This window comes from Nocardioides sp. Z38_18, from assembly GCF_058215695.1.
Genome location: NZ_JBZAJE010000001.1, coordinates 361,330 through 386,171, shown reverse-complemented (window position 1 = coordinate 386,171; position 24,842 = coordinate 361,330). Strand labels below are relative to the sequence as shown.

Annotated in this window: 22 protein-coding genes; 2 read left to right on the top strand and 20 right to left on the bottom strand. The window is 70.4% G+C overall.

The annotated features are described in order from the left end of the window. Positions 1-3 precede the first annotated feature (3 nt). From AC4BGC_RS01865 to AC4BGC_RS01815, 11 genes are all read right to left on the bottom strand, one after another. A complete protein-coding gene (locus AC4BGC_RS01865) occupies positions 4-702 on the bottom strand; it encodes a hypothetical protein (protein ID WP_490546433.1) in 699 nt (232 codons plus the stop codon). Beyond that, positions 699-4,253 carry a transcription-repair coupling factor gene (mfd, locus tag AC4BGC_RS01860; protein ID WP_490555702.1) on the bottom strand — a complete coding sequence of 1,185 codons (3,555 nt, stop codon included), beginning with the start codon at positions 4,251-4,253 and terminating at the stop codon, positions 699-701. The genes AC4BGC_RS01865 and mfd overlap by 4 nt, the downstream gene beginning before the upstream one ends. Positions 4,254-5,034: 781 nt before the next feature. Beyond that, positions 5,035-6,756: a glycerol-3-phosphate dehydrogenase/oxidase gene (locus tag AC4BGC_RS01855; RefSeq protein ID WP_490546434.1), complete on the bottom strand. Its 1,722-nt coding sequence runs from the start codon at positions 6,754-6,756 to the stop codon at positions 5,035-5,037. Between the two features lie 38 nt (positions 6,757-6,794). Then, the gene (locus tag AC4BGC_RS01850; protein ID WP_490554073.1) at positions 6,795-7,271 is read right to left on the bottom strand and encodes a universal stress protein; all 477 of its coding nucleotides are present in this window, start codon (positions 7,269-7,271) and stop codon (positions 6,795-6,797) included. A gap of 1 nt (position 7,272) precedes the next feature. Then, positions 7,273-8,694, bottom strand: coding sequence for an APC family permease (locus AC4BGC_RS01845; RefSeq protein ID WP_490546436.1), 1,422 nt, complete (start codon positions 8,692-8,694; stop codon positions 7,273-7,275). Positions 8,695-8,795: 101 nt separating this feature from the next. Continuing rightward, positions 8,796-9,902 carry a GuaB3 family IMP dehydrogenase-related protein gene (locus AC4BGC_RS01840; RefSeq protein WP_490546437.1) on the bottom strand — a complete coding sequence of 369 codons (1,107 nt, stop codon included), beginning with the start codon at positions 9,900-9,902 and terminating at the stop codon, positions 8,796-8,798. Between the two features lie 35 nt (positions 9,903-9,937). Beyond that, on the bottom strand, positions 9,938-10,435 hold the full coding sequence (locus AC4BGC_RS01835) for a universal stress protein (protein ID WP_490554072.1): 498 nt from the start codon (positions 10,433-10,435) through the stop codon (positions 9,938-9,940). 360 nt (positions 10,436-10,795) lie between these two features. Next, a complete protein-coding gene (locus tag AC4BGC_RS01830) occupies positions 10,796-11,893 on the bottom strand; it encodes a GNAT family N-acetyltransferase (RefSeq protein WP_490554071.1) in 1,098 nt (365 codons plus the stop codon). A 10-nt stretch (positions 11,894-11,903) separates the two neighbouring features. Continuing rightward, the gene (locus AC4BGC_RS01825) at positions 11,904-12,695 is read right to left on the bottom strand and encodes an HAD family hydrolase (RefSeq protein ID WP_490554070.1); all 792 of its coding nucleotides are present in this window, start codon (positions 12,693-12,695) and stop codon (positions 11,904-11,906) included. After that, positions 12,692-14,212, bottom strand: coding sequence for an IMP dehydrogenase (gene guaB, locus AC4BGC_RS01820; protein ID WP_490554069.1), 1,521 nt, complete (start codon positions 14,210-14,212; stop codon positions 12,692-12,694). Before guaB ends, AC4BGC_RS01825 begins: the two co-directional genes overlap by 4 nt. A 42-nt stretch (positions 14,213-14,254) precedes the next feature. Continuing rightward, positions 14,255-15,067, bottom strand: coding sequence for a GNAT family N-acetyltransferase (locus AC4BGC_RS01815; RefSeq protein ID WP_490546443.1), 813 nt, complete (start codon positions 15,065-15,067; stop codon positions 14,255-14,257). Between the two features lie 104 nt (positions 15,068-15,171). Between AC4BGC_RS01815 and AC4BGC_RS01810 the strand changes: the two genes are divergently transcribed. Next, positions 15,172-15,729 (top strand): protein-L-isoaspartate O-methyltransferase family protein, encoded by a 558-nt coding sequence (locus AC4BGC_RS01810; protein WP_490554068.1) that lies wholly within the window; start codon positions 15,172-15,174, stop codon positions 15,727-15,729. An 89-nt stretch (positions 15,730-15,818) separates the two neighbouring features. Here AC4BGC_RS01810 and AC4BGC_RS01805 read toward each other — a convergent pair whose 3' ends face one another. The 5 genes from AC4BGC_RS01805 to AC4BGC_RS01785 form a co-directional block, all read right to left on the bottom strand. Next, a complete protein-coding gene (locus tag AC4BGC_RS01805; RefSeq protein WP_490554067.1) occupies positions 15,819-17,198 on the bottom strand; it encodes a GntP family permease in 1,380 nt (459 codons plus the stop codon). Next, positions 17,198-17,701 (bottom strand): gluconokinase, encoded by a 504-nt coding sequence (locus AC4BGC_RS01800; protein WP_490554066.1) that lies wholly within the window; start codon positions 17,699-17,701, stop codon positions 17,198-17,200. Before AC4BGC_RS01800 ends, AC4BGC_RS01805 begins: the two co-directional genes overlap by 1 nt. A 190-nt stretch (positions 17,702-17,891) precedes the next feature. Beyond that, the gene (gene groL / locus AC4BGC_RS01795) at positions 17,892-19,511 is read right to left on the bottom strand and encodes a chaperonin GroEL (protein ID WP_490546447.1); all 1,620 of its coding nucleotides are present in this window, start codon (positions 19,509-19,511) and stop codon (positions 17,892-17,894) included. 136 nt (positions 19,512-19,647) lie between these two features. Further along, on the bottom strand, positions 19,648-19,944 hold the full coding sequence (groES, locus tag AC4BGC_RS01790) for a co-chaperone GroES (protein ID WP_490546448.1): 297 nt from the start codon (positions 19,942-19,944) through the stop codon (positions 19,648-19,650). Positions 19,945-20,113: 169 nt separating this feature from the next. Then, positions 20,114-20,680 carry a hypothetical protein gene (locus AC4BGC_RS01785; protein ID WP_490554065.1) on the bottom strand — a complete coding sequence of 189 codons (567 nt, stop codon included), beginning with the start codon at positions 20,678-20,680 and terminating at the stop codon, positions 20,114-20,116. Between the two features lie 192 nt (positions 20,681-20,872). Here AC4BGC_RS01785 and AC4BGC_RS01780 point away from each other — a divergent pair, with 192 nt between their 5' ends. Beyond that, positions 20,873-22,054 carry a class I SAM-dependent methyltransferase gene (locus tag AC4BGC_RS01780; RefSeq protein WP_490554064.1) on the top strand — a complete coding sequence of 394 codons (1,182 nt, stop codon included), beginning with the start codon at positions 20,873-20,875 and terminating at the stop codon, positions 22,052-22,054. Positions 22,055-22,063: 9 nt separating this feature from the next. On the opposite strand, the gene AC4BGC_RS01775 is transcribed toward AC4BGC_RS01780, so the two are convergent. Genes AC4BGC_RS01775 through AC4BGC_RS01760 form a run of 4 tightly spaced genes read right to left on the bottom strand, consistent with a single transcriptional unit; the run spans position 22,064 to position 24,837 of the window. Then, positions 22,064-22,678: an MBL fold metallo-hydrolase gene (locus AC4BGC_RS01775; protein WP_490546451.1), complete on the bottom strand. Its 615-nt coding sequence runs from the start codon at positions 22,676-22,678 to the stop codon at positions 22,064-22,066. Positions 22,679-22,736: 58 nt separating this feature from the next. Beyond that, on the bottom strand, positions 22,737-23,363 hold the full coding sequence (locus tag AC4BGC_RS01770; RefSeq protein WP_490546452.1) for a nucleoside deaminase: 627 nt from the start codon (positions 23,361-23,363) through the stop codon (positions 22,737-22,739). Beyond that, positions 23,360-23,746 (bottom strand): VanZ family protein, encoded by a 387-nt coding sequence (locus tag AC4BGC_RS01765; RefSeq protein ID WP_490554063.1) that lies wholly within the window; start codon positions 23,744-23,746, stop codon positions 23,360-23,362. Before AC4BGC_RS01765 ends, AC4BGC_RS01770 begins: the two co-directional genes overlap by 4 nt. 5 nt (positions 23,747-23,751) lie before the next feature. Next, complete coding sequence (locus AC4BGC_RS01760; protein WP_490546454.1) at positions 23,752-24,837, bottom strand: S-(hydroxymethyl)mycothiol dehydrogenase; 1,086 nt, start codon at positions 24,835-24,837, stop codon at positions 23,752-23,754. Positions 24,838-24,842: the final 5 nt, after the last annotated feature.

Sequence of the window (24,842 nt, the reverse complement as noted above, 5' to 3'; positions counted from 1 at the left end):
GCGTCATCCGCACTTCTGGCTGGCCGGGAGGCCGGCCACCCACTCGGCGTCGGGCTGCTCGATGCTGGAGCCCTTGGCGAAGGCGGAGACCGGCTTGGACACCGAGCCGTCGCTGCCCGGGGTCGGGAAGCCTCGCGAGTCGGGGCCGTAGACCGGGTTGGTCTCGATCTTCGCCTCCTTCAGCCAGGCATCACGGGCCTGGAGGCCGGCGTTGAGCAGCTGCTCGAGGTTCTCCAGCGACGTCGGCTGACCGGTCTCCTTGCTGCCGACGGCGACCAGGGTCGCGCGGCCCTCGGACCACTTCTGGAACACGTCGGTGAACTCCGTGCGCGCCTTCTCGGGCAGCTGCTCGAAGACCGGCTCGACCTGGCCGAAGAACGCCTGCGCGAGCGCCTTGTCGCCCTTGACCTTCTCGTGCTCGCCGAACTGCTCGCTCAGCTCGGCGTCCATCAGCAGGCTCAGGGACTCCTGGTTGACGCGCGCGACCGAGGTCGCGGGAGCCGTGCCGTCCTTGGCCAGCGTGCCGCGGAGCTCGCACTGCGCGTCAGCAAGGTCGGTCACGTCCCCAGTGGTGATCCGGGTGCCGTTGACCACCGAGGCGGTGCCCGGTTGGATCTCGCCGCACCCGCTCAGCAGCAGCAGTGCGACCACCGCAGCCGGAGCTGCCCATCCCCTGGGGGTGGTTCGGCCTCGGAGCTTCACGATCCGGTCTCCTCACTGCCGCTGGTCGCGGCCCTACGCTGCTGCGTGTCCGGTTCGATCACGCTGTCGATCACCTGACGCGCCCAGTCGAGCAGCTCTTCGTCCCGGGGTGCCTGGGCGCCGAAGCCGGCCGGCTGTGGTCGCGGCACCAGCATCGTACGCACGGGGACCTTGTACAGGCTCTTGGGGTAGAGCCGGTTCAGGCGGATGACGCGTGACTCGGGCAGGTCGACCGGGTGGAACCGGATGAACTTGCCCTGCGCGGTGACCTCGGAGATCCCCGCGTCGCGGCAGCGGGCCCGGAAGCTGGCCACCGACAGCAGCCGCGTGACCGGGGCCGGCGGGGTGCCGTAGCGGTCGACCAGCTCGGCGCGCAGGAGCGCGACGTCCTCGTCGGAGCGGACCTCGGCCATCCGCTTGTAGATCTCGAGCCGCAGCCGCTCGCTCTGGATGTAGTCGTGCGGAAGGTGCGCATCGATCGGCAGCTCGATCTTGACCTCGATCGGCTGCTCGACCTCGGTGCCGTCCTGGCGGAACTCACTGACCGCCTCGCCGACGAGGCGCACGTAGAGGTCGAAGCCCACGTCGGCGATGTGGCCCGACTGCTCGCCGCCGAGCAGGTTGCCGGCGCCCCGGATCTCGAGGTCCTTCATGGCGATCGCCATGCCGCCGCCGAGGTCGGAGTGCTGGGCCAGCGTGGCGAGCCGCTCGTGGGCGGTCTCGGTGAGCGGCTTGTCCGCGGGGTAGAGGAAGTAGGCGTAGGCGCGCTCGCGGCTCCGGCCCACCCGCCCGCGCAGCTGGTGCAGCTGGGAGAGGCCGAGGGTGTCGGAGCGCTCGATGATCATCGTGTTCGCGTTGGAGACGTCGAGGCCGGACTCCACGATCGTCGTGCACACGAGCACGTCGAAGCGCTTCTCCCAGAAGTCGAGCATCACCTGCTCGAGCTGGTGCTCCCCCATCTGGCCGTGCGCGGTGGCCACGCGGGCCTCCGGGACGAGCTCCCTGATCCTCGCGGCGGCCTTGTCGATCGACTGCACCCGGTTGTGGATGTAGAAGACCTGTCCGTCGCGCAGCAGCTCGCGGCGTACGGCGGCGGTCACCTGGCGGTCCTCGTAGGCGCCGACGTAGGTGAGCACCGGGTGCCGCTCCTCGGGCGGGGTGGCGATGGTGGACATCTCCCGGATCCCGGTGATCGCCATCTCCAGGGTGCGCGGGATCGGGGTCGCGGACATGGAGAGGACGTCGACGCTGGTGCGCAGCCGCTTCATCTGCTCCTTGTGCTCGACACCGAAGCGCTGCTCCTCGTCGACGACGATCAGCCCGAGGTCCTTCATCCTGATGTCGGGGTTGAGCAGCCGGTGGGTGCCGATGACGATGTCGACGCTGCCGTCCTGGAGGCCGTCGATGACCTCGCGGGCCTCCTTGTCGGTCTGGAACCGGCTGAGCGCCTTCAGGGTCACCGGGAAGCCGCTCATCCGCTCGCTGAACGTCGCGAAGTGCTGGGTGACGAGCAGCGTCGTGGGGACGAGCACCGCGACCTGCTTGCCGTCCTGGACTGCCTTGAACGCGGCGCGTACGGCGATCTCGGTCTTGCCGTAGCCGACGTCACCGCACACGAGGCGGTCCATCGGTACGACGCGACGCATGTCGGCCTTGACCTCCTCGACCGTGCTCAGCTGGTCGGGGGTCTCGTGGAACGGGAAGGCGTCCTCGAGCTCGGTCTGCCACGGGGTGTCCGGCCCGAAGGCGTGGCCCTTGGTGGCCTGCCGGGCGGCGTACAGCTTGATCAGCTCGGCCGCGATCTGGCGCACGGCCTTCTTCGCGCGCCCCTTGCGCTTGGCCCAGTCGCCGCCGCCGAGCCGGTCCAGGCTGGGGGCCTCGCCACCGACGTAGCGGGTCACCTGGTCCAGCGCGTCGGCAGGCACGTAGAGCCGGTCCGGCGGCGCGCCGCGCTTGGAGGCGCCGTACTCCAGGACGAGGTACTCGCGGACGGCGCCCTGCACCTCGCGCTGCTTCATCTCCACGAAACGGCCGACACCGTGCTGCTCGTGCACCACGTAGTCGCCGGCCTTGAGCTCGAGCGGGTCGATCTGCTTCTTGCGCCGCGCCGGCATCTTGCGCATGTCGCGGGTGGTGGCCTTCTGGCCGGCGATGTCCTCACCGGTGAGGAGCACCAGGCCGGGCCGCTGGCCGTCGCCCTCGATGACCAGGCCGTGGTTGATGCAGCCCTGGGTGACCAGGACGAGGCCCGGGTCGAGGTCGGCCGGGTCGGTCGCGCTGATCTCGTCGACCAGGCGCGCGGGTACGTCGCGCTCCCCCAGCACCTCGACCATCCGCTGCGCGGGTCCGTGGCCCTGGTGGAGGGTGACCACGCGCCTGCCCTCGGCGAGGTGGGCCCGGATGTCGGTGACCACGGCCTCGATGTCGGCCCGGTAGGCCTCGGCGGGCTGCGCGGCGACGGTGCGGGTCTCCGGGGCCCGGGGGTCGACCTCGGCGAGCGCGTCGTCGCTCTCGATCCCGAACGGGCTGATCCCCCACCAGCCCAGGCCCTGTTCCAGGACCTGGGTGCGTACCTCGCCGATCGCTCGCAGGGACGCCTTGCCGAGGTCGATCGGCGCGGTCCCGCCCGAGGCGGCCGCGGCCCAGCTGGCCTCCAGGAACTCGTCGCTGGTGGCGACCAGGTCGTGGGCGCGGGTGCGGACGCGTTCGGGGTCGAGCACCAGGACGTGGCTCTGCTCGGGCAGCAGCTCGACCAGCAGCTCCATCTCGTCGACCAGCGCCGGGGAGAGCGACTCCATCCCCTCGACCGCGACGCCCTGGGCCAGCTTGTCGGTGAGCTCGGCGAGCTGGGGGTGCGCGGCGCCGAGCTCGGCGGCGCGGCGGCGTACGTCGTCGGTGAGGAGCAGCTCGCGGCACGGGGGCGCCCACAGTCGCGGCACCGGCTCGAGGGTGCGCTGGTCGGCCACGGCGAAGGCGCGGATCTCCTCGATCTCGTCGCCGAAGAACTCCACCCGCAGGGGGTGCTCCTCGGTCGGCGGGAACACGTCGACGATGCCACCGCGGACGGCGAACTCGCCGCGCTTCTCGACGAGGTCCACCCGGGAGTACGCAGCACCGGCCAGCCGGCGTACGACGTCGTCGAGCTCAACCTCCTGGCCCGGGGTCAGCTCGACGGGCTCGAGGTCCGCGAGGCCCTTGACCTGCGGCTGGAGCACCGACCGCACTGGCGCCACGATCACCTTCAGGGGGCCGTTGTTGGCCTCGGTGCCGGGGTGCTTCATCCGGCGCAGGACCGCGAGGCGACGGCCCACGGTGTCGCTGCGCGGGCTGAGCCGCTCGTGGGGCAGGGTCTCCCACGCGGGGTAGAACGCGACCGCCTCGGGGTCCAGGACGTCCTGCAGTTCCTCGGTGAGGTCCTCGGCCTCGCGCACCGTCGCGGCCACCACCAGCACCGTGCGCCCGGCGTCGACGAGCCCCTTGACCACGAACGGCCGCAGCGCCGCCGGCCCGGTCAGGTCGAGCGTCGCCAGACCGGCCCCGGCATCCTTCATCGACGCCGCGAGCGCGGGCTCGCGCAGGACGAGGTCGGCGAGGGACACGGCGTCTCCTTGGGATGGATCGAGGCAGCGCGCAGGCACGCATGCAGGCCCCCAGCCAGGCAGGACAGGGGGTTGCCCCCAGTCTACGAGGTGCGGCGAGTGCCGCCGCACGACGGCAACCGAGCAGGCAGCAGCCGGCCACACGGTGGTCGAGCAGCGAACGAAGTGAGCGGACAGTCGAGACCACACCGGGCGAGGCCGGAGCCAGACGTACGACGGATCGGGCCAGGCGTACGACGGCAGGGGCGCCTGCACGTGGCGCGTACGACGACCAGGCGACCCCAAGGTGGTCGAGCAGCGAGCGCCAGCGAGCGGCTAGTCGAGACCACACCTGGGTGAGGCCGGAGGCAGACGTACGACGGATCGGGCCAGGCGTACGACGGCAGGGGCGCCTGCACGTGGGGCGTACGACGGCCAGGCGACCACAAGGTGGTCGCGTGACCCCGGCGTACCCCCGGCCCACCACCCGGCGTACTTCTGCTTCCCGGCCCACTCAAGTGGTCTCGGCTATCCGCTCGTCTCGACTGACCACTCGCTGACGCTCGCTGCTCGACGCAAGGCTCCGCTCGCTGCTCGACCACCATGGGGTCGCGCTCACCGGCGTACCCCCAACCACCGCCGGCGTACTTCTGCCTTCCACCTCACCCAACGTGGTCTCGACTATCCGCTCGTCTCGACTGTCCACTCGCTGGCGCTCGCTGCTCGACCACCATGACGTCGAGACCGCCTCGGGTCAGACGGCCCAAGGGCCTTCCGGGGCCTGGACGCGGGCTTCGTCGGCTTCCTGGTCGGTGAGCTTCTCCTGGCTCTGTCGTTCGGCCTCGACGCGGCGGAGGTAGTGGTCGACCTCCTCGTCCAGGCGGGTCTGGTCCCAGCCGAGCTCGGCTGCCATCAGCTCCGCGGCGGGGCGGGCGGCGGCGGTGCCGCGGTCGAAGGACTCCACCGACAATCGCGTACGACGGGCCAGGACGTCGTCGAGGTGCCTGGCTCCCTCGTGGGTGACCGCATAGACGACCTCGGCCGCGAGGTAGTCCTCCGAGCCGGGCAGGAGCTCGGCCAGCTCGGGGCGAGCCCGCACCAGGTCGAGGACCTCGTCGACGAGACCGCCGTAGCGGCCCAGCAGGTGGTCGACCCGGACCAGGTCGAGGCCACTGGACCGGGCCAGCGCCACCCGCTGGTTCGTGCGGGCCTCGAACCCCGCAGCCCCCAGCAGCGGCACCCGCTCGGTGATGCTCGGGCCCGCGTTGTTGTCGAGGAACTCCTCGGCCGCGTCCACGGCGTCACGAGCCATCACCCGGTAGGTGGTCAGCTTGCCGCCCGCGATGATCACCATGCCCGGCGCCGGGGTGGCCACGGTGTGCTCGCGAGAGATCTTCGAGGTGGGCTCGGTGGCGCCCTTGAGCAGGGGTCGCAGACCGGCGTACACGCCCTGGACGTCGGTGTGGTCCAGCGGCGTCCGCAACAACCTGTTCACGTGCTCGAGCACGTAGTCGATGTCGCTGCGCGAAGCCGCCGGGTGGGCGAGGTCGAGGTCCCACGGGGTGTCGGTGGTGCCGATGATCCAGTGGCGGCCCCACGGGATCACGAAGAGCACTGACTTCTCGGTCTTGGTGATGAAGCCGGCCTCGCTACGGATCCGGTCCCGCGGAACAACGAGGTGGATCCCCTTGCTGGCCTCGACGTCGAGCGCCCCGCGCCCCCCGAGCATCTCCTGGACCTGGTTGGTCCAGACGCCGCCGGCGTTGACGACCACCTTGGCGCGCACGTCGAACTCCCGGTCGTTCTCGAGGTCCACGGCGCGTACGCCGACGACCCGGTCGCCCTCGCGCAGGAAGTCGATGACCTTGGTCCGCGAGGCAACGTGGGCGCCGTACGCCGCTGCCGTCCTCGCGATGGTCAGCACCAGGCGCGCGTCGTCGACCTGGCAGTCGTAGTACTGGATCGCGCCGGTCAGGTCCTCGCTGCGCAGGTCCGGGGCGATCCGCGCCAGCTGCTTGCGGAACAGGTGCCGGTGTCGCGGCACCCCCATCTCGTGCCTGCCCGCGCGGGCGCCGGCCAGCGCCATCCCGTCGTAGAGCACCAGCCCGGCGCCGACGTACGGGCGCTCCCAGGTGTGGTGCAGCGGGTAGAGGAACGGCACCGGCCGCACCAGGTGCGGCGCCAGCCGGGTCAGCAGCAGCCCGCGCTCCTCGAGGGCCTCCTTGACCAGGGGGAAGTCGAACATCTCCAGGTAGCGCAGCCCGCCGTGCACCAGCTTGGAGGAGCGCGAGGAGGTCCCGCTGGCGAAGTCGCGCTGCTCCACCAGCGCGGTGGAGCGTCCCCGCGAGACGGCGTCCAGCGCGGTGCCGGCACCCACGACACCGGCGCCGACCACGAGCACGTCGAGCTCGCCCGCCTGCATCGACTCCAGCGCCTTCGCGCGCGAACCCGGACCGAGATCAGCCGTCAGCGTCATGCATCCAGTCTGTCAGCGGGGTGTTCCTGCCTCGTGGATCAGGAGGTCTTGCGCTTCGCGGCCGGCTTCCGCGGCGTCGGGCGTACGACGAGCACCGGGCACGGCGCGTACTGCTGCACCCGCTGGGCCGTGCTTCCCATCAGCACGTGCTCGCTGATCCCGCGACCACCGCTGGCCACCACCACCAGCCCGGCGTTGAGCTGCTTGGCGGCCTTGATGATCTCGTTGGCCGGCGACCCGCTGCGCAGCCGGCGGTGCACCTTGGGGCCCCAGCCGTCGAACTCCTCCGCGACCTTCGCCACGGCTGCCTCCGCGGCCTCGCGGAAGGTGCGCATGTCGGGGTCGTCGGCGCTCTTCGACGTGCTGATCTCGTCGGCGAAGGAGACGGCAGCCAGTGGCCGGACGACCGCCAGGATGGAGATGTCGGAGATCTTCGCTGGGTCGGCGAACGACTTGAGGTGGCGAGCCGCGCTCAGCGACTGCCGTGATCCGTCGATCGCGATGATCACGTGCATCTCAGATCTCCTTCGGTGCGTTCGAGGTTTCCTTGGGTTCCGGCCTGCCGAAGAAGTACTCCGCCAGGTAGAGCGCACCGCCCAGGGCGAGGAGCCCAGCGCACCACACCAGCGAGAACGGGTCGTCTACGACGACGTAGATCAGCAGCAGGAAGTTGCCCACGATACCCAGATAGAGCAGCGGGCGGGACGCACGGAAGGAGTCGTCGTGGTTGTCCTGGTCGCCGAGCTTGAGGCAGGCCAGGATCACCATCACGTAGATCGCCAGGGTCAGCACGACGGTGACCAGCGAGAGCCGCTCCACCACGTCGACTCCCACGCCCGCCTTGTTCAGCGCGGCCCCCACCAGCAGCAGGCCGATGACGACGATCGCCGAGAAGATCAGCGCCACCCACGGGCTGCGGCGCGAGGCGTGGATCTTGGAGAACATGCCGGGCACCACGTCCTCGCGGGCCATCCCGTAGAGGATCCGCGACTGGGTGACCACGGCCACCAGCGTGGTGTTGGTGATCGCGACCATCGCGATCACCGCGAACAGCATCGTCATCACGCCCACCGGCACGGGCAGGATGCCCTCCTTGACCACCTCGAGCAGCGCGGCGTCGGAGTCGGCGAGCGTCCTGGTGGGCACGGTCAGCGCGGCGGTGACCGCCACGATCACGTAGATGACACCGGCGGCGATCATGCCGCCGATGAGCGCACGCGGGAAGTTCTTGGAGGGGTTGATCGTCTCCTCGGCGACGTTGGCGGCGTTCTCGAAGCCGGTCATCGCGAAGAACGCGAGCGCGACGCCGGCGACCAGAGCGAAGACCGGGTTCCCCTCGGCCTCGAACTCCACCAGGCTGCCGAAGTCCGCGTTCCCCTCGGCGACGTAGATGATCCCGATGATCATGATGATGATCAGCCCGGCGATCTCCACGAACGTCATCAGCATGTTGGCCACCACCGACTCGGTGATGCCGATGAAGTTCACCACCGCCAGCAGCAGGATGAACACCAGGCTGATCAGCAGTGCCGGCGGCAGGTCCCACACCTGGGAGAAGTACGCGGAGAAACCGGTCGCCAGGGAGCCCGCGGCAGCGAAGCTGGCGGACAGGAACGTGACGGTGACCAGGAAGGTCAGCGCCTTGTTCTTGAAGGCCTTGTTGACGTAGAGCGCCGCACCGGCGGCCTGGGGGTACTTCGTGACCAGCTCTGCGTAGGCGAGCCCGGTGATCGTGGCGATCGAGACACCGACCGCGAACGCCATCCAGAAGGCCCCGCCGATGGCACCGGCGACCGCGCCGATGAGCACGTAGATCCCCGAGCCGAGGACGTCGCCGAGGACGTAGAAGAACAGCAGTCGACCGGTGATGGACCGTTTCAGCTCACTGTCGGAGCCTGAGTCGGCGGGGTCCGCCCGCTCTGCGGTGGTGTCGGACATGAGCGCCTCGCATCCAGGAGTGGTGCAGCGTGTTTCGCTGACCGTTCCCGAGGAGCCCGAGGAGGAAACCTCCCCGGATCACCCATCTCGTCGCGTGCCGATCAGCTGACGACGACCTCGATGCGCTGGAACTCCTTGAGGTCGGTGTAGCCGGTCGTCGCCATCGCCCGGCGCAGCGCGCCCATCAGGTTCATCGTGCCGTCGGCAACCCGGGAGGGACCGAACAGGATCTCCTCCAGCGTCCCGACCGTCTCGAACCCGACGCGCTCGCCCCGGGGCAGCTCGGCGTGGTGCGCCTCCGCGCCCCAGTGGAAGCCACGGCCGGGAGCATCCGTTGCACGTGCCAGCGGCGAGCCGATCATCACCGCGTCGGCGCCACAGGCCACGGCCTTGGCGATGTCGCCGCTCTTGCCGATCGACCCGTCGGCGATCACGTGGGCGTAGCGGCCGCCGGACTCGTCGAGGTAGTCACGCCGCGCGGCCGCGACGTCGGCCACGGCACTCGCCATCGGTACGGCGACACCGAGCACCTGCCGCGTGGTGTGCGCGGCACCTCCGCCGAAGCCGACGAGGACACCCGCCGCGCCGGTGCGCATCAGGTGCAGGGCGGCCTGGTACGTCGCACAGCCACCGACGATCACGGGGACGTCGAGCTCGTAGATGAAGTCCTTGAGGTTCAGCGGCTCGGAGTGGGCGCTGACGTGCTCCGCGCTCACCGTGGTGCCGCGGATGACGAACATGTCGACCCCGGCGTCGACCACGGTCTTGGCGAACTCCTTGGTCCGCTGCGGGCTCAGGCTGCCGGCGACGGTCACGCCGGCGTCGCGCACCTGTCGGATCCGCTCGGTGATCAGCTCGGCCCGGATCGGCTCGGTGTAGATCTCCTGCATCCGGCGTACGGCGTCGGGACCGGTCAGCCCGGAGACCTCCTCGAGCAGGTCGGTGGGGTCGTCGTACCTGGTCCAGAGGCCCTCGAGGTTGAGCACGCCGAGCCCGCCGAAGGTGCCGAACGCGATCGCGGTCTCCGGCGACATCACGGAGTCCATCGGGGCCGCGAGGATGGGCAGCTCGAACCGGTAGGCGTCGATCTGCCAGGCGGTGGACACCTCCTCGGGGTCACGCGTGCGCCGGCTCGGCACGATCGCGATGTCGTCGAAGGCATAGGCGCGGCGGCCGCGCTTGGCCCGGCCGATCTCGATCTCAGTCACCCCGTGAGTCTTTCACGCCGCTGGTCCACCGAGGATCACCGAGCCTCGCGCGGGCGGACGATGAGCACGTCGCAGGTCGCACGGCGGACCACTTCGGCGACCACGGTGCCCAGGAGCCGGTCGGCGATCGAGGTGGCCTGGTGGGCTCCGAGCACGATCATCACCGCGTCGTAGAAGGTGCCGGTCCGCAGCAGCGCCTCGGCCGGGGTGGAGTCGAGCATCACCGCCGCCATCACGGTCGCCTTCTGCGACCGGGCGATCTCGACCGCCTCCGCCAGGGCCTGCTCGGCCCGCCCCTTCCCGAAGACGTGCCCGATCCTGCTGTCGCCCCCGCTGGTGGCGACCATCCGCGCGTCGTCGCGGCGCGACAGGTCGGAGTAGGCGCACACGATCACCAGGTAGGCCCCGTCCCGGTTCGCCAGCCAGGCCGCCCGGTCCACTGTCGGCCCTGCCAGGGGACCTCCGTCGGTCCCGACCACGATCGTGCGATCGCCGCTCCCCGCGGTCCCCACCTCGGCCCCGGCCGCGGTCATCGCTGCTTGGCCACGAAGACGTCGGGGTCGAAGAACTCGGTGAACACCTCGTCGGTCGTCACCCGCACCTGCGGATCGTCGTCGCGGACCTTCACGTGGTGGTACCGCCCACCCAGCCGCAGCTCGGAGGTGTAGCTCCCGGGCTCGACGTGCCGGCCGGGGCTCCGCGCTAGGGGACCGCCTGCTCAGGGTCGGTCCAGGCCTTGAACGACACTGCCCGCGGGACGTCGAACTGTCGTTCCACGACGACGATGACGTTGGTGGTCATGGCCTGCTCCCGCCGGTCGACCGCTGTTCCCCCGTCCTTGTCCAGAGTCGCGCGGGGACAAAGGGGTGCAGGCCGGTCCGAGTGGGCGCGGGTCAGCGGCCGCCGTTGACCGCGTGGTCGAGAGCGTCACGCAGCCAGTCGCGGTAGCGCTCCGGGCTCCAGCCAAGCGCCCGGAAGGCCAGGAACGTCTCCGCCGAGGTGAGCATCTGCACCACCGGCACCGCGTCGGGTGAGGGCGTGCCGTCGCGGACCAGGAGGGAGACCACGGCGCGTGAGGACCCCAGGCGCCGGAGCTCGGCGCCGTGACGCACGGCCAGCGCGGTGGCGTCGCTGCCGGCGGCCTCGTTGAGTACGGCGACCAGCGGCGCCATCTGCCCCAGCACGTCGCACGCGAACCCGGCCGCCCGCTCCAGGCGCTCCTCGACCCCCTCGACCTCGTCGAGCCGCAGGGCCGAGAGAGCAGCCTGCAGGTCGGGGTGCTTCCCGAAGCTCACCCGCCGGATCGCCGCGATCAGCAGCTCGGCGCGGGACCCGAAGGAGCGCGTGACGGTCTCCTCCGGGACCCCGGCGTCACGGGCCACGTCGGCGAACGTGGTGCGCCCCCAGCCGCGTGCGGCGAACTGCCTCGCCGCGGCCCCCAGGATGCGGTCCCGGTGCACGCCGGCGGGTTGAGCGGGAGTCGGGGGCAGCGGTGGCCGCAGGTCCAGGTGCATCACGTGCAGGTCGGCATGCTCGGTGTCGTGGCCCGGGGGCAGCCGGTAGGCGTCCGGGACGGTGCCCACGACGCGGAAGCCCAGCGACTGCCACAGCCGCACGGCGGCGACGTTGGTGGAGACGACCGCGTTGAACTGGATCCCGGCGTACCCGGCCTCCCGCAGCCACGCCACGGCGTACTCCCCCAACAGCCGGCCGATGCCTCGGCCGCGTGCCGCCTCGGTGACCATGAAGCTCGCGGTGCCGACGTGGGCTCCCTGGGCGGGCCGGTTGGGGCCCATCTTGGCGCTGCCGAGGATCTCGTCGCCGTCCACGGCGACGACCACGTGCTGGCCGGACCAGAACTGCTCCGTCTGCTCCTGCGAGGCGGGCACCTCCATCGCGTAGGTCTCCCCCGCCGTGGCGACCTCGACCACCAGGTCGTGCACGCTCGGCCAGTCCGAATCGCGGAGGGGGCGGAGGATCACGTCGTTCACGGGAGCAGTCTCACAGCCCGAAGAGCTCGCCGAGCACTGTTGCCACACCGTCGTCGTCATTGGTGGGCGCCACGTGGCTCGCGACCTCGAGGACGCTGGGGTGCGCGTTGCCCATCGCGTACGCCGTCCCGGCCCACGTCAGCATCGCCAGGTCGTTCGGCATGTCCCCGAACGCGACCACCTCATGCGCCTCGACGCCGAGCTCGGTGCTCACCCGCTCCAGGGTGGCGGCCTTGGTGATCCCCGCGGCACTGATCTCCACCAGGCCCTCCATCGACCACGACGGGGTCGCGAGGTCACCGACGGCGGCCGTCACGGCGTCACGGAGCTCCTCGAAGGGCACGTGCGGGTGCCGGACGAGCACCTTGACCGCGGCCTGGTCCCACACGTCCTCGAGCCGGCCGCTCGGGGTGTCGGGTGGGAAGGGACGCCGCCCGGCGAACCCGTCGCCCAGACGCGGTCCGTCGACGGTCTCGATCGCGAACGCCGAGCCCGCCAGCTCGGCGGTGATCGCCTCGACCAGCTCGAGCCCGGCCTCACGCTCGATGCCGGTGACGTCGCGGACCTTCTGGGCGGTCACGTCGTAGACCACTGCACCGTTGGCCACGATCGCCAGCCCGTGGGCGCCGACCGAGCCCCACAGCTCCTCCATCCACCGCAGCGGCCGCCCGGTCACGAACACGACGGGGACACCCGCGCTGTCCAGCTCGACCAGGAGGTCGCGCGTCCGCGGCGAGACGGTGCCGTCACTGCGCAGCAGGGTGCCGTCGAGGTCGGTGGCGACCAGGCGCGGGCGCCTCACCGCCACGAGTAGTTGGGCGCCTCGGCCGTGATCTGGACGTCGTGCGGGTGGCTCTCCTTGAGGCCCGCCGAGGTGATCCGCACGAATCGGCCCTTCTCGCGCAGCTCGGGGATGGTCCGGGCACCGACGTAGAACATCGACTGGTGCAGGCCGCCGAGCAGCTGGTGGGCCACCGCGGCGAGCGGCCCGCGGTAGGCGACCTGGCCCTCGATGCCCTCGGGGACGATCTTGTCGTCGCTGGTCACGTCGGCCTGGAAGTAGCGGTCCTTGGAGTAGGACTTCTTCCCGCGGCTCGACATCGCGGCGAGCGAGCCCATCCCTCGGTAGGACTTGTACTGCTTGCCGTTGACGAACACCAGCTCTCCGGGGCTCTCCTCGCACCCGGCCAGCAGGGAGCCGAACATCACCGACTCCGCACCGGCCACGAGGGCCTTGGCGATGTCACCGGAGTACTGCAGCCCGCCGTCGGCGATCAGCGGCACGTCGGAGGGCCCACAGGCCAGCGAGGCCTCGTAGACCGCGGTCACCTGGGGTACGCCGACCCCGGCGACCACGCGGGTGGTGCAGATCGAGCCCGGCCCGACGCCGACCTTGACCGCGTCCGCACCCGCATCGATCAGGGCCTGCGCCCCGCCTCGGGTGGCGACGTTGCCGCCGACGATCTGGACGTGCCGGGTCGCCGGGTCGCTCTTGAGCCGGCCGATCATGTCGAGCAGCAGCCGGGCGTGGCCGTGCGCGGTGTCCACCACGAGCACGTCGACGCCGGCCTCGACCAGGGTGGTGGCGCGCTGCCAGGCCTCGCCGAAGTAGCCGACGGCCGCACCGACGAGCAGCCGCCCGTCGGCGTCGTTGGAGGCGTTGGGGAACTGCTCGGACTTCACGAAGTCCTTGACCGTGATCAGGCCGGCAAGGCGGCCCTGGTCGTCGACGATCGGCAGCCGCTCGCGCTTGTGCTGGCGCAGCAGCGCGGTGGCGTCCTCGCGGCTGATCCCGATCGGTGCGGTGATCAGCGGCATCGGGGTCATCACCTCGTCGACCTTGGTGGTCGCCCACTCGGCCAGCGGGGTGAAGCGCAGGTCGCGGTTGGTGATGATGCCGAGAAGCCGGTTGTCGGTGTCGACCACGGGCAGTCCGGAGACGCGGTACTCACCGCAGATCTGGTCGAGCTCCTCCAGGGTCTTGTCCGGGGTGATCGTGACCGGGTTGGAGATCATGCCGGTCTGGGTGCGCTTGACCAGGTCGACCTGGTAGGCCTGGTCCTCGATGGACAGGTTGCGGTGCAGGATGCCGATGCCGCCCTCGCGGGCCATCGCGATCGCCATCCGCGACTCGGTGACCGTGTCCATGGCGCTGGAGATCAACGGCGTGCGCAGCGAGATCTCGCGCGTGAGCCTCGTGCTGGTGTCGACCTCGCTCGGGATCACGTCCGTCTCACCCGGCAGGAGCAGCACGTCGTCGTAGGTCAGTCCGAGCGGTGCGAACTTGCTGGGGACTTCTGAGGGGACACCTGGTGTCATCGGATCCGGGGCCCTTCCCGTGGAAACGTCTGGACCCTGAGTCTAACGACCGGAAGGGCTGCGATCTTCCCCCGGGACCGGTGCAGCGGTCGTGGAACGGTGCACTCCGGTCACCACGATCCGTGCCCGCAGCAGCCCGTCGCCGGCCTTGATCCTCGCCCGGAGGCCGACCTTGCTGAGCATGGAGACGAAGCCGGAGTCCTCGGGCAGCGCCAGCAGCACGATCTCGTCGGCTCCGGCGGCCGCCGCCTTCGACGCCGCCCGGGTGAGCAGCTGGGTGCCGATGCCGAGCCGGCGCCAGGACGGAGCCACCTCGATGGTCAGGTCGTGGTCCTCGGTGGGGCCGAACGTGGCGACGCCGACGACGTGTCCGCCGATCCGGGCGACCACGCCGCGGGGAGTCTCGTCGTACTCCACGGGGGTGGCGTTCCTGCGGGTCACGGGACGTCCCGCCGAGGAGGCGAGCGCGGTGAGCGCCGCGGCGCGGGAGTGCTCGGTGGCGCTCCACTTCTCCCGGTGCGGACCGAGCAGCTTCTCCAGCAGGGTCGGGAGCAGGTCGGGGTCCGCGACCACGTCGTGCGCCGCGGTCAGCCACCGGGTCGGCTGGTCGATCAGGTCGTGAGTGGTGCAGGGTTCGACGCTCACCTCGTCCCCGCCTGCACCACTCACGAGTTCGGCGACCGCTTTCGCGGTCCAGGTGTCGGGCGCACTGATCACCAGCTCGTCGGTGACGCGACCCAGGTCGGGAAAGATCTGCAGTCCGAGGATGTTCAGGCCGGCGTCTCCGCAGCGCGTGGACAGCAGCGCCAGCGCGCCGGGCCGCTCGGTGAGCGAGGCCCGAACTCGGAAGAACATGTGGCCACAGTGGCGGGAGTGTGTTGCGCGCTCGCTGCGCTTGTGTTGCAGGCATGTCAACAAGTTCGGCAACTCGGGCGGGGCCGGGTGGTTCAGTGGTGGGCATGGATCCGGTCACGGCCGCGTTCGACGCCGTCCCCCGAGCGGACTTCCTGCCGCGCCTGGCACGGCTCCGCTCCGGCCTCGACGCGCCCATCTCGATCGGTCACGGGCAGACCAACTCCCAGCCGCGCACGGTCGAGGCGATGCTGCGCCTGCTGGAGGTGCGACCGGGGCACCGGGTCCTCGAGGTCGGCGCCGGGTCGGGCTGGGTCACCGCCCTGCTGGCCCACCTCACCGGGGCCACCGGCTCGGTGGTCGGGGTCGAGCTGGTGCCGCAGCTGAGCGCGTGGGGCGCGCGCAACCTGGGGCGCCGGGACCAGCCGTGGGCCACGATCCGGCCCGCGGTCCCCTCGGTGCTGGGTCACCCCGAGGGGGCGCCGTACGACCGGATCCTGGTCTCCGCCGAGGCCGCCACCCTGCCCGAGGAGCTGCTCGACCAGCTCGGCGACGGCGGGCGCATCGTGGTCCCGGTCGCCGGCACGATGACCCTGGGAGTACGGCGAGGGGACGCCGTGGAGACCAGCGAGCACGGCAGGTACCGCTTCGTGCCGCTGCTGTGACGCCCGAACCCTCACAAATGTTGGGTTGTGAGGTCCCAAACTGCCGTTTCGACATCCCGACCCAACATTTGTGGGGTTGCGGCGAGCGGCTAGACGACCAGGCCGAGCAGGAGCACGAACACCAGGCCGGTGACCGACAGGGTGGTCTCCATCAGCGACCAGGACTTGATCGTCTGGCCGACCGAGAGCCCGAAGTACTCCTTGACCAGCCAGAAGCCGGCGTCGTTGACGTGGGAGAAGAACACCGATCCCGACCCGATCGCGAGCACCACCAGCGAGACCTCGCCCTGGCTGAGCCCCTCGACCAGGCCGAGCATCAGGGCCGAGGCCGTGATCGTGGCGACGGTGGCCGAGCCGGTCGCCAGGCGGATCAGCACCGCGAGGAACCAGGCCAGCAGCAGCACCGAGACGTTCGCGCCCTTGGCCCAGTCGGCCAGCAGGGTGCCGACGCCCGTGTCGACCAGCACCTGCTTGAACCCGCCGCCGGCCGAGACGATGAGCAGGATCCCGGCGATGGCCGGCAGCGAGCTCTCCACCGACTTGGTGATCGCGGCGCGGTCCATCCCGGACCCGCGGCCGAAGGTGAACATCGCCACGACGACCGCGATCAGCAGCGCCATGAACGGGTCGCCGATCACGTCGAAGACCTGCTGCACCCGGTTGTCCTCGTCGTCGATGGCGATGTCGGCGACCGCCTTGGCCATCATCAGCGCGACCGGCAGCAGGACGGTGGCCACGGTGACACCGAACCCGGGCCGGTCGCCCACATCGGTCTCCTCGCGGCCCGAGAACATCTCGGGGGCGGGTACGTCGACCCAGCGGGCGGCCACCCGGCCGAAGAGCGGCCCGGCGACCACGACGGTGGGGACGGCGACGATGATGCCGAGCATCAGGGTCGTGCCCAGGTCGGCGCCGAGGGAGTCGATCGCGACCAGCGGGCCGGGGTGCGGGGGCACCAGCCCGTGCATCGCGGAGAGCCCCGCGAGCGTGGGGATGCCGATCGCGATCACCGAGAGCTGGGCCCGCCTCGCCACCAGGTAGATCACCGGCATCAGCAGCACGAGGCCGATCTCGAAGAACATCGGCAGCCCGATCAGGGCGCCCACCCCGGCCATCGCCCAGGGCAGTCCCGCCTTCGAGGACCGCCCCACGATGGTGTCGACGATCTGGTCGGCGCCGCCGGAGTCGGCGAGCAGCTTGGCGAACATCGCGCCCAGGGCGATCAGGGCGCCGACGCCGGCGGCCGTCGTACCGAAGCCGGTGGAGAAGCTGCCGATCACGTCGCTGAGGTTCTGGCCGGCCACGATGCCCACCGTGAGCCCGCCGAAGATCAGCGCCAGGAACGGGTGCAGCTTGAGCCAGGTGATCAGCAAGACGATCAGCGCGATCGCCAGCAGCGTGGCGGTGACGAGCTGCCACCCCGCGGCGACGGGCTCGATGATCGGTGCGGCGTCGGCGAGGGGAACCATCACGCCTCCCGGCGGTGCTGGGCGAGGTAGGACTCCACGATCGCGTCGACGCCCTGGTCCACCTCGATCACGATCCCGTGCTCATCGGGCTCCAGCGGCTCCAGCGTCGCGAACTGCGAGCTGAGCAGCGAGGCCGGCATGAAGTGCCCCGGCCGGCTCGCCTGGCGACGGGTGATCACCTCGGGGCTTCCGTGCAGGTGCACGAACTCGACGGCGGAGGTGTGGCTGCGCAACTGGTCGCGGTAACGGCGCCGCAGCGCGGAGCAGCTGATCACTCCCCCGGTGGCCTCGTGCTCGTGCAGCCAGCGGCCGATCTCCTCGAGCCAGGGCCAGCGGTCGTGGTCGTCGAGCGCCTCCCCGGCGCTCATCTTCGCGATGTTGGCTGGCGGGTGGAAGTCATCCGCGTCGGCGTACGGCGCCCGCACCCGCTGAGCCAGCGCCGCCCCCACGGTGGACTTCCCCGAACCGGAGACGCCCATGACCACGACCAGCGGTGGCGGCACGCTGACTCCTCGCAGATCAGACGGTGGTGGCGCTCAGTCTGCTGGATGTGGGGCTCCAGGGCGAGGGTGTGCGGCGTCCGGTTTCCCAGGTGATGAACCAAAACTGCCTCTTCACACACCGGGTGAGGCGTGTGAAGAGGCAGTTCGGGTTCATCACCTGGGAAACCGTCAGGTCCCCCGGGTCAGTCGATCAGTGGCCGTGCCCGTGGCCGTGACCCGCGGCGGCGGGCTCTTCCTCTTCGGGCTTGTCCACGATCAGGGTCTCGGTCGTGAGCAGCATGCCCGCGATCGAGGTGGCGTTGGTCAGCGCGGACTTGGTCACCTTGACCGGGTCGAGCACGCCCTGGGAGACGAGGTCGCCGTACTCGCGGGTGGCGGCGTTGTAGCCGTTGCCCACACCGAGCTCGCGGACCTTGGCGACCACGACGTAGCCCTCCTGGCCACCGTTCTCGGCGATCCAGCGGAGGGGCTCGTCGGCGGCCTTGCGCACGATGCGCACGCCCATCGCCTCGTCACCGGTGAGGCCGAGGTCGTCCTCGAGCACGCTGACCGCGTGGATCAGGGCCGAGCCACCGCCGGGGACGATGCCCTCCTCGATCGCGGCGCGCGTCGCGGAGACGGCGTCCTCGATGCGGTGCTTCTTCTCCTTCAGCTCCACCTCGGTGGCGGCACCGACCTTGACGACGCACACGCCGCCGGCGAGCTTCGCGAGCCGCTCCTGCAGCTTCTCGCGGTCCCAGTCGGAGTCGCTGGCCTCGATCTCGGCCTTGATCTGGTTGACGCGGCCGTTGACCTCCTCGGCGTTGCCACCACCCTCGACGATCGTGGTGTTGTCCTTGGTGACCACGACGCGGCGGGCGGTGCCGAGCACGTCGAGACCGACCTGGTCGAGCTTGAGGCCGACCTCGGGGGCGATGACCTGGCCACCGGTGAGGGTGGCGATGTCCTGCATCATCGCCTTGCGGCGGTCACCGAAGGCGGGAGCCTTGACCGCGACGGCGTTGAACGTGCCACGGATCTTGTTGACCACCAGGGTCGAGAGCGCCTCACCCTCGACGTCCTCGGCGAGGATGAACAGCGGCTTGCCGGCCTGGATGACCTTCTCCAGCAGGGGCAGCATCTCGGCGATCGCGGAGATCTTGCCCTGGTGCAGCAGGATGTAGGGGTCGTCGAGGACGGCCTCCATCGACTCCTGGTCGGTGACGAAGTACGGCGAGAGGTAGCCCTTGTCGAACTGCATGCCCTCGGTGAACTCCAGCTCGGTGCCCATGGTGTTGGACTCCTCGACGGTGATCACGCCGTCCTTGCCGACCTTGTCGAAGGCCTGCGCGAGCAGGTCGCCGATGTGCTCGTCACGGCTGGAGACGGTGGCGACGGCCTCCATGTCCTTGCGGTCGTCCACGTCGCGGGCGGCCTTGCTCAGCGCCTCGTTGACCGCAGCGGTCGCCTGGTCCATGCCGCGCTTGAGGCCCATCGGGTTGATGCCGGCCGCGACGAAGCGCAGGCCCTCGTGCACCATCGACTGGGCGAGCACGGTCGCGGTCGTCGTACCGTCACCGGCGACGTCGTTGGTCTTGGTCGCGACCTCCTTGGCGAGCTGGGCGCCGAGGTTCTCGAACGGGTCGTCGAGCTCCACCTCACGGGCGACGGTCACACCGTCGTTGGTGATGGTGGGCGCGCCCCACTTCTTGTCCAGCACGACATAGCGGCCGCGCGGGCCGAGCGTCACCTTGACGGCGTTGGCGAGCTTGTCGACGCCACGCTCGAGCGAGCGGCGTGCGTCCTCGTCGAACTCGAGAATCTTGGGCATGTGTGCCTCCTACGAAAAAAGTTGAAGGCCCGAGCCGGGCAGGACGGGCCTGCGAGCTCTGGACCGGGGGACGTGCGGACTCAGGAGGCTGGGGCACACCGACGGCGTACGTCGGGTGCCCCAGCCGTCCGAGAAATCAGGAGACGACTGCGAGCACGTCGCGCGCGGAGAGGATGAGGTACTCCTCGCCGGCGTACTTGACCTCGGTGCCGCCGTACTTGCTGTAGATCACCTTGTCGCCGACAGCGACGTCCACCGGGATGCGCTCGTCGCCGTCCTCGTTCCACCGGCCGGCGCCGACTGCGATGACCTCGCCCTCCTGGGGCTTCTCCTTGGCGGTGTCCGGGATGACGAGTCCGGATGCCGTGGTCTGCTCAGCCTCGAGGGCCTTGACTACGATTCGGTCCTCGAGGGGCTTGATGTTGACCGACACTCTGATCAACCTCCATTTTCCACACAGTCGTTGGGATGTTAAAAGTTCTCGGCCTGCACTGACGGACGCCGTCGCGGGGCTCGTACGCCGGTACAAACGCAAACACTCACCGGGTGAGTGCCAGTTCAAAAACTAGCACTCGCACCCGATGAGTGCCAGAGCGGGGGCCTCAGACGGTTGTCGTCGAGGCGGCCCGGCGTGCGTGACGCAGACCCAGCAGGCCCAGCAGCAGCATCCCTGCGGCTCCCACGAAGGAGGCGATCGCGGCGTAGCCGGCGATGGTGCCCATCGTGGCGAAGGCGTAGCCGTAGAGGAGCAGGCCGCGGAGCGTGTTGCCCTGCAGGAGGCTCTCGCGCAGCGCGCCGGCCTCCTGGCCCTCCGGGGATGCCTTCTGCTCGTCGGTCATGGCCTGGAACTCGCTGCTGACCTCGGAGTAGGAGCGTCCTTCGCTGGAGTGGTTCATGTGGGTCAGGATGTAGTGGTCGGCGAAGGCACGCGCCTCGGGACCGGTGTCCATCTTGCTGCCCGCGAACTCCTTGAGGACCTTGGCGTCAGCGGGGGTGACGCTCTTCAGCGCATCGCCCTCGGGCATCGTGATGTCCTGCATGGTGAGCTGGTCATGCACCTGGTCAGCGATGAACGTGTTGGCCCAGGTGAGGAGCCCACCGGCTGCGAGGAGGACTGCGGCCAGGGCGAGCCCGGTCCACGAGATCAACTTGTCAAGTACAGAACGCATCGGTGACTCCTTGTCATGGCGGTTTCTCCGCCGGTTGTTCTTGTTTGATAAGCCTAGAAGTACGGATATCTACCGCCCAGAGGCGAAATCCCCCTGTTTATAGGGACCTATGGTTCCACCCGATGGGACCTTCACCGCGGTCCAGGACGGCCGTGGCGAGTCGCCCTCGGGGTCGGGTGACAGACTCCGCGCGTGGACCTCGACTCCTTCCGCTGGCTCCTGACCGGGGCCGGTCAACGCCTGCTCGAGCAGGCCGACGAGGTGACCCGCGGTGCGGCGCCCGGTGGCGCGGACAGCCTCCGCGCCCAGTCGGCGCTGCGGCGTGAGGCGTCCCCGGAGCACGTCGGCGCGGCGCTGACCCAGGTGGAGCTGCGCCGCCGTGCGGAGGCGAAGTTCGGTGACCTCTCCGCGCGGATGTACTTCACTCCCGAAGGCCTCGAGCAGGCCACCCGGCTCCCGGTCGCCACCCACCGCGCGGCCCGGGCACACGCCTCCGGGGCGGGCACGGTGATCGACCTCGGCTGCGGGATCGGCGGGGACCTCATCGCCTTCGCCGGCGCGGGCCTGACCGCTGCCGGGGTCGACCTCGACCCGGTCCGCGTGGCCGTCGCCGAGACCAACCTGCAGGTGCTCGGGCTCGGCGGCGCGGTGACCGTGGCTGACGCCACGACGATCGACACCTCCCCCTTCGCCGTCGCGTACGCCGACCCGGCCCGGCGCTCGGCCTCAGGCCGTAGCTTCAACGTCGACGAGTGGACGCCGCCGTGGTCGTTCGTGGAGACCCTGTTCGCCCGCGACTCGTGCGTGAAGCTCGCGCCCGGCATCCCCCACCACCTCGTCCCCGAGGGAGTCGAGGCCGAGTGGGTCAGCGACAACCGCGAGGTCAAGGAGGCCGTGCTCTGGTCGGGCCGCCTGGCCACCACCCGGCGCCGCGCCACGTTGATCACCGGCGGGGGCCTGGCGACGCTCACCGACGAGGACGACCCCGGTGCGGGGACCGGCCCGGTGGCCCGGTTCGTCTACGAGCCCGACGGCGCGGTGATCCGGGCGGGCCTGGTCACCGCGGTTGCGGCCGCGATCGAGGGACACCTCCTCGACGAGCACATCGCCTACGTGGCCTCGGACCTGGAGCGGCGTACGCCGTTCGCGCGGGGCTACCGGGTGGCGGAGGAGCTCCCCTACCGTGAGAAGCCGCTCAAGGCCGCCCTGCGCGCTCGTGGGGTCGGGCGCCTGACGATCAAGAAGCGCGGCGTCTCCGTGGTGCCCGAGGAGCTGCGCAAGCGGCTCTCGCTGCGTGGGGACCAGGAGGCAACGCTGGTGCTGACCCGCGTCGCAGGCAAGGGCACGGCGCTGCTCGTCGAGCCGCTGCCCTGAGCCGGCGGCTCAGGCGCCCAGCGACTCCTTCTCGGCGCCGATCGTGGTGTCGTCGCCGTGCCCCGTGTGCACGACTGTCTCGTCGGGCAGCGCGAACAGCTTGGTGCGGATCGACTCGACGATCAGGTCCTCGTCGCTGAACGAGCGGCCGGTGGCGCCCGGGCCGCCCTGGAACAGGGTGTCGCCGGTGAACACGCAGCCGAGGTCGTGCACGTAGAGGCAGATCGCACCGGGCGCGTGGCCCGGGGTGTGCAGCACCTTGAGCGCGGCTCCCCCCACCTTGATCGTCTGGCCGTCCTCGAGGTCGACGTCCCACAGCTGGTCGGGGTGGGTGAGCTCCCAGACCGGCTTGTCCGCGGGGTGCATCAGGATCGGCGCGGTGACGCGCTCCCGCAGCTGCGGCGCGACCCGCACGTGGTCGTCGTGGGCGTGCGTGCAGATGATGGCCTTGACCTGCCGGCCGCCGACCAGCGCCAGGATCTCGTCCACGTCGTGGGGCGCGTCGATGACCACGCACTCGTCGTCGTCGCCGATCACCCAGATGTTGTTGTCCACCTCGAAGGTCTCGCCGTCGAGGGAGAACGTGCCGCTGGAGACGGCGTGGTCGATGCGTACGGAGCTCATGGGTCGACCCTACGGCGCGTGCGAGCGGCGCCGGCACGGCCGGGTCGCCGGGCGTGAGTCAGGCCAGCGCGATGTTGACGGCCGATCCCTTGGTCGCCTGGTAGCCGGCCGACAGCTCGTCGTACGTCGTCGCGATCCGGGCCATCCGGCTCGCCAGCTCGGGTGAACCGGAGTCACGCACCTGTGCCGCGAGATCGGTGGAGGTGAAGAACTCGTTCACCCGGTTGTAGCGGTCGCGACCGGACGCCGGCTCGTCACGGTCCGGGTCGGGCACCGCAAAGACCGCACTCAGGATGGCCAGGTCGTGCGGGATCGCGAACGACTCGGCGGAGTCCTCGTGGCTGAACAGGTAGCTGAAGTTGTCGAAGCCCGACCACGTGATCCCCGACAGGCACAGCGAGCACGGCTCGTGCGTGGCGAGGAAGACGCAGTCCTTGACGTCGGGCCGACTCGGCAGGGCGAAGAACTCGCGCAGCGCGACGATCTCGCCGTGCCACAGAGGGTTTGCGGTCTCCTCGTTGGTGGCGGCCACCACCACCGACAGGTCGCTGGCGTCGAGGATCGCTGCACCGAAGAGCTTGTTCCCGGTCGCCACCCCCGCGCGGGTCAGCGGGACGATCGCCTGTTCGATCACCTCCAGGAGCCTCCCGACCTCCGCCTCGGACACCGGTGCGCGATCCGTCACGTGCTGCTCCCGTCGTCGGTGGTCCTCGGCCCGCCGCGGAGCGGGTCGGGCGACCTTACGGTGCGGCGCAGCAACGCCGCCAGGCCCAGCGCCACCAGCACCCCGGCGGCGTCCGCGAGGGCGTCGCGCACGTCGCCGTGGCGGTTGATCGGCAGCACGGACTGGAGCACCTCGGAGAGGCCGGCGTACGCCAGCAGGCCGAGCGCCAGCCACCGGACCGGCAGGCCGGCGAGGCGACCCGTGGCCGCCAGCGCCGCGAACAGGCAGAAGTGCACCAGCTTGTCGTTGACCTCGATGCCGCTCGGCACGTCGTCCGCCGGGGAGAACAGCATCACCAGGCTGAGCGCGCAGACCGCCGCGAAGACGAGCCTGCTCGTCCTCACCAGGCTCAGAGGATGACCACGGAGCGGAGCACGTCGCCGTGGTGCATCTTCTCGAACGCGGCCTCCACGTCGTCGAGGGCGATCTCCTCGGTGACGAACGCGTCGAGGTCCAGGCGGCCCTGCTGGTAGAGGTCGACCAGCATCGGGAAGTCGCGGCTGGGCAGGCAGTCGCCGTACCAGCTGGACTTCAGCGAGCCGCCCCGGCCGAACACGTCGATGAGCGGGATCTCGGGGATCTTCATGTCCGGGGTCGGTACGCCGACGAGGACGACGGTGCCGGCGAGGTCGCGGGCGTAGAACGCCTGCTTCCAGGTCTCGGGCCGGCCGACCGCCTCGATGACGACGTCGGCGCCGTTGCCGTCGGTGAGCGCCTGGATCGCCTCGACCGCGTCGTTGTCCTTGCTGTTCACGGTGTGCGTCGCGCCCATCTTGGTGGCGGCCTCGAGCTTCTTCTCGTCGATGTCGACGGCGATGATCTTGGCGGCGCCCGCCAGTGCGGACCCGGCGATCGCGGCGACGCCGACGCCACCGCAGCCGATCACTGCGACGCTCATCCCCCGGCCCACGTTGCCGGTGTTGATCGCCGCGCCGATGCCGGCCATCACGCCGCAGCCCAGCAGGCCCACCGCAGCGGGGCGGGCGTTCTCGTCGACCTTGGTGCACTGGCCGGCGGCGACGAGGGTCTTCTCGGCGAACGCGCCGATGCCCAGCGCCGCGGACAGCTCGGTGCCGTCCTCGAGGGTCATCTTCTGGGTGGCGTTGTGGGTGTTGAAGCAGTACCAGGGCTCGCCGCGCTTGCAGGCGCGGCACTCGCCGCAGACCGCGCGCCAGTTCAGCACCACGAAGTCGCCGGGGGCCACCTCGGTGACGCCCTCGCCGACGGACTCCACGACACCGGCCGCCTCGTGCCCGAGCAGGAACGGGAACTCGTCGTTGATCCCGCCCTCGCGGTAGTGCAGGTCGGTGTGGCACACCCCGCACGCCTGGATCTTCACCACGGCCTCGCCCGGACCGGGGTCGGGGACGTTGATCGTCTCGATGGAGACGGGCTCGCCCTTGGCGCGAGCGACGACGGCCTTGACCTGCTGCATGGTGG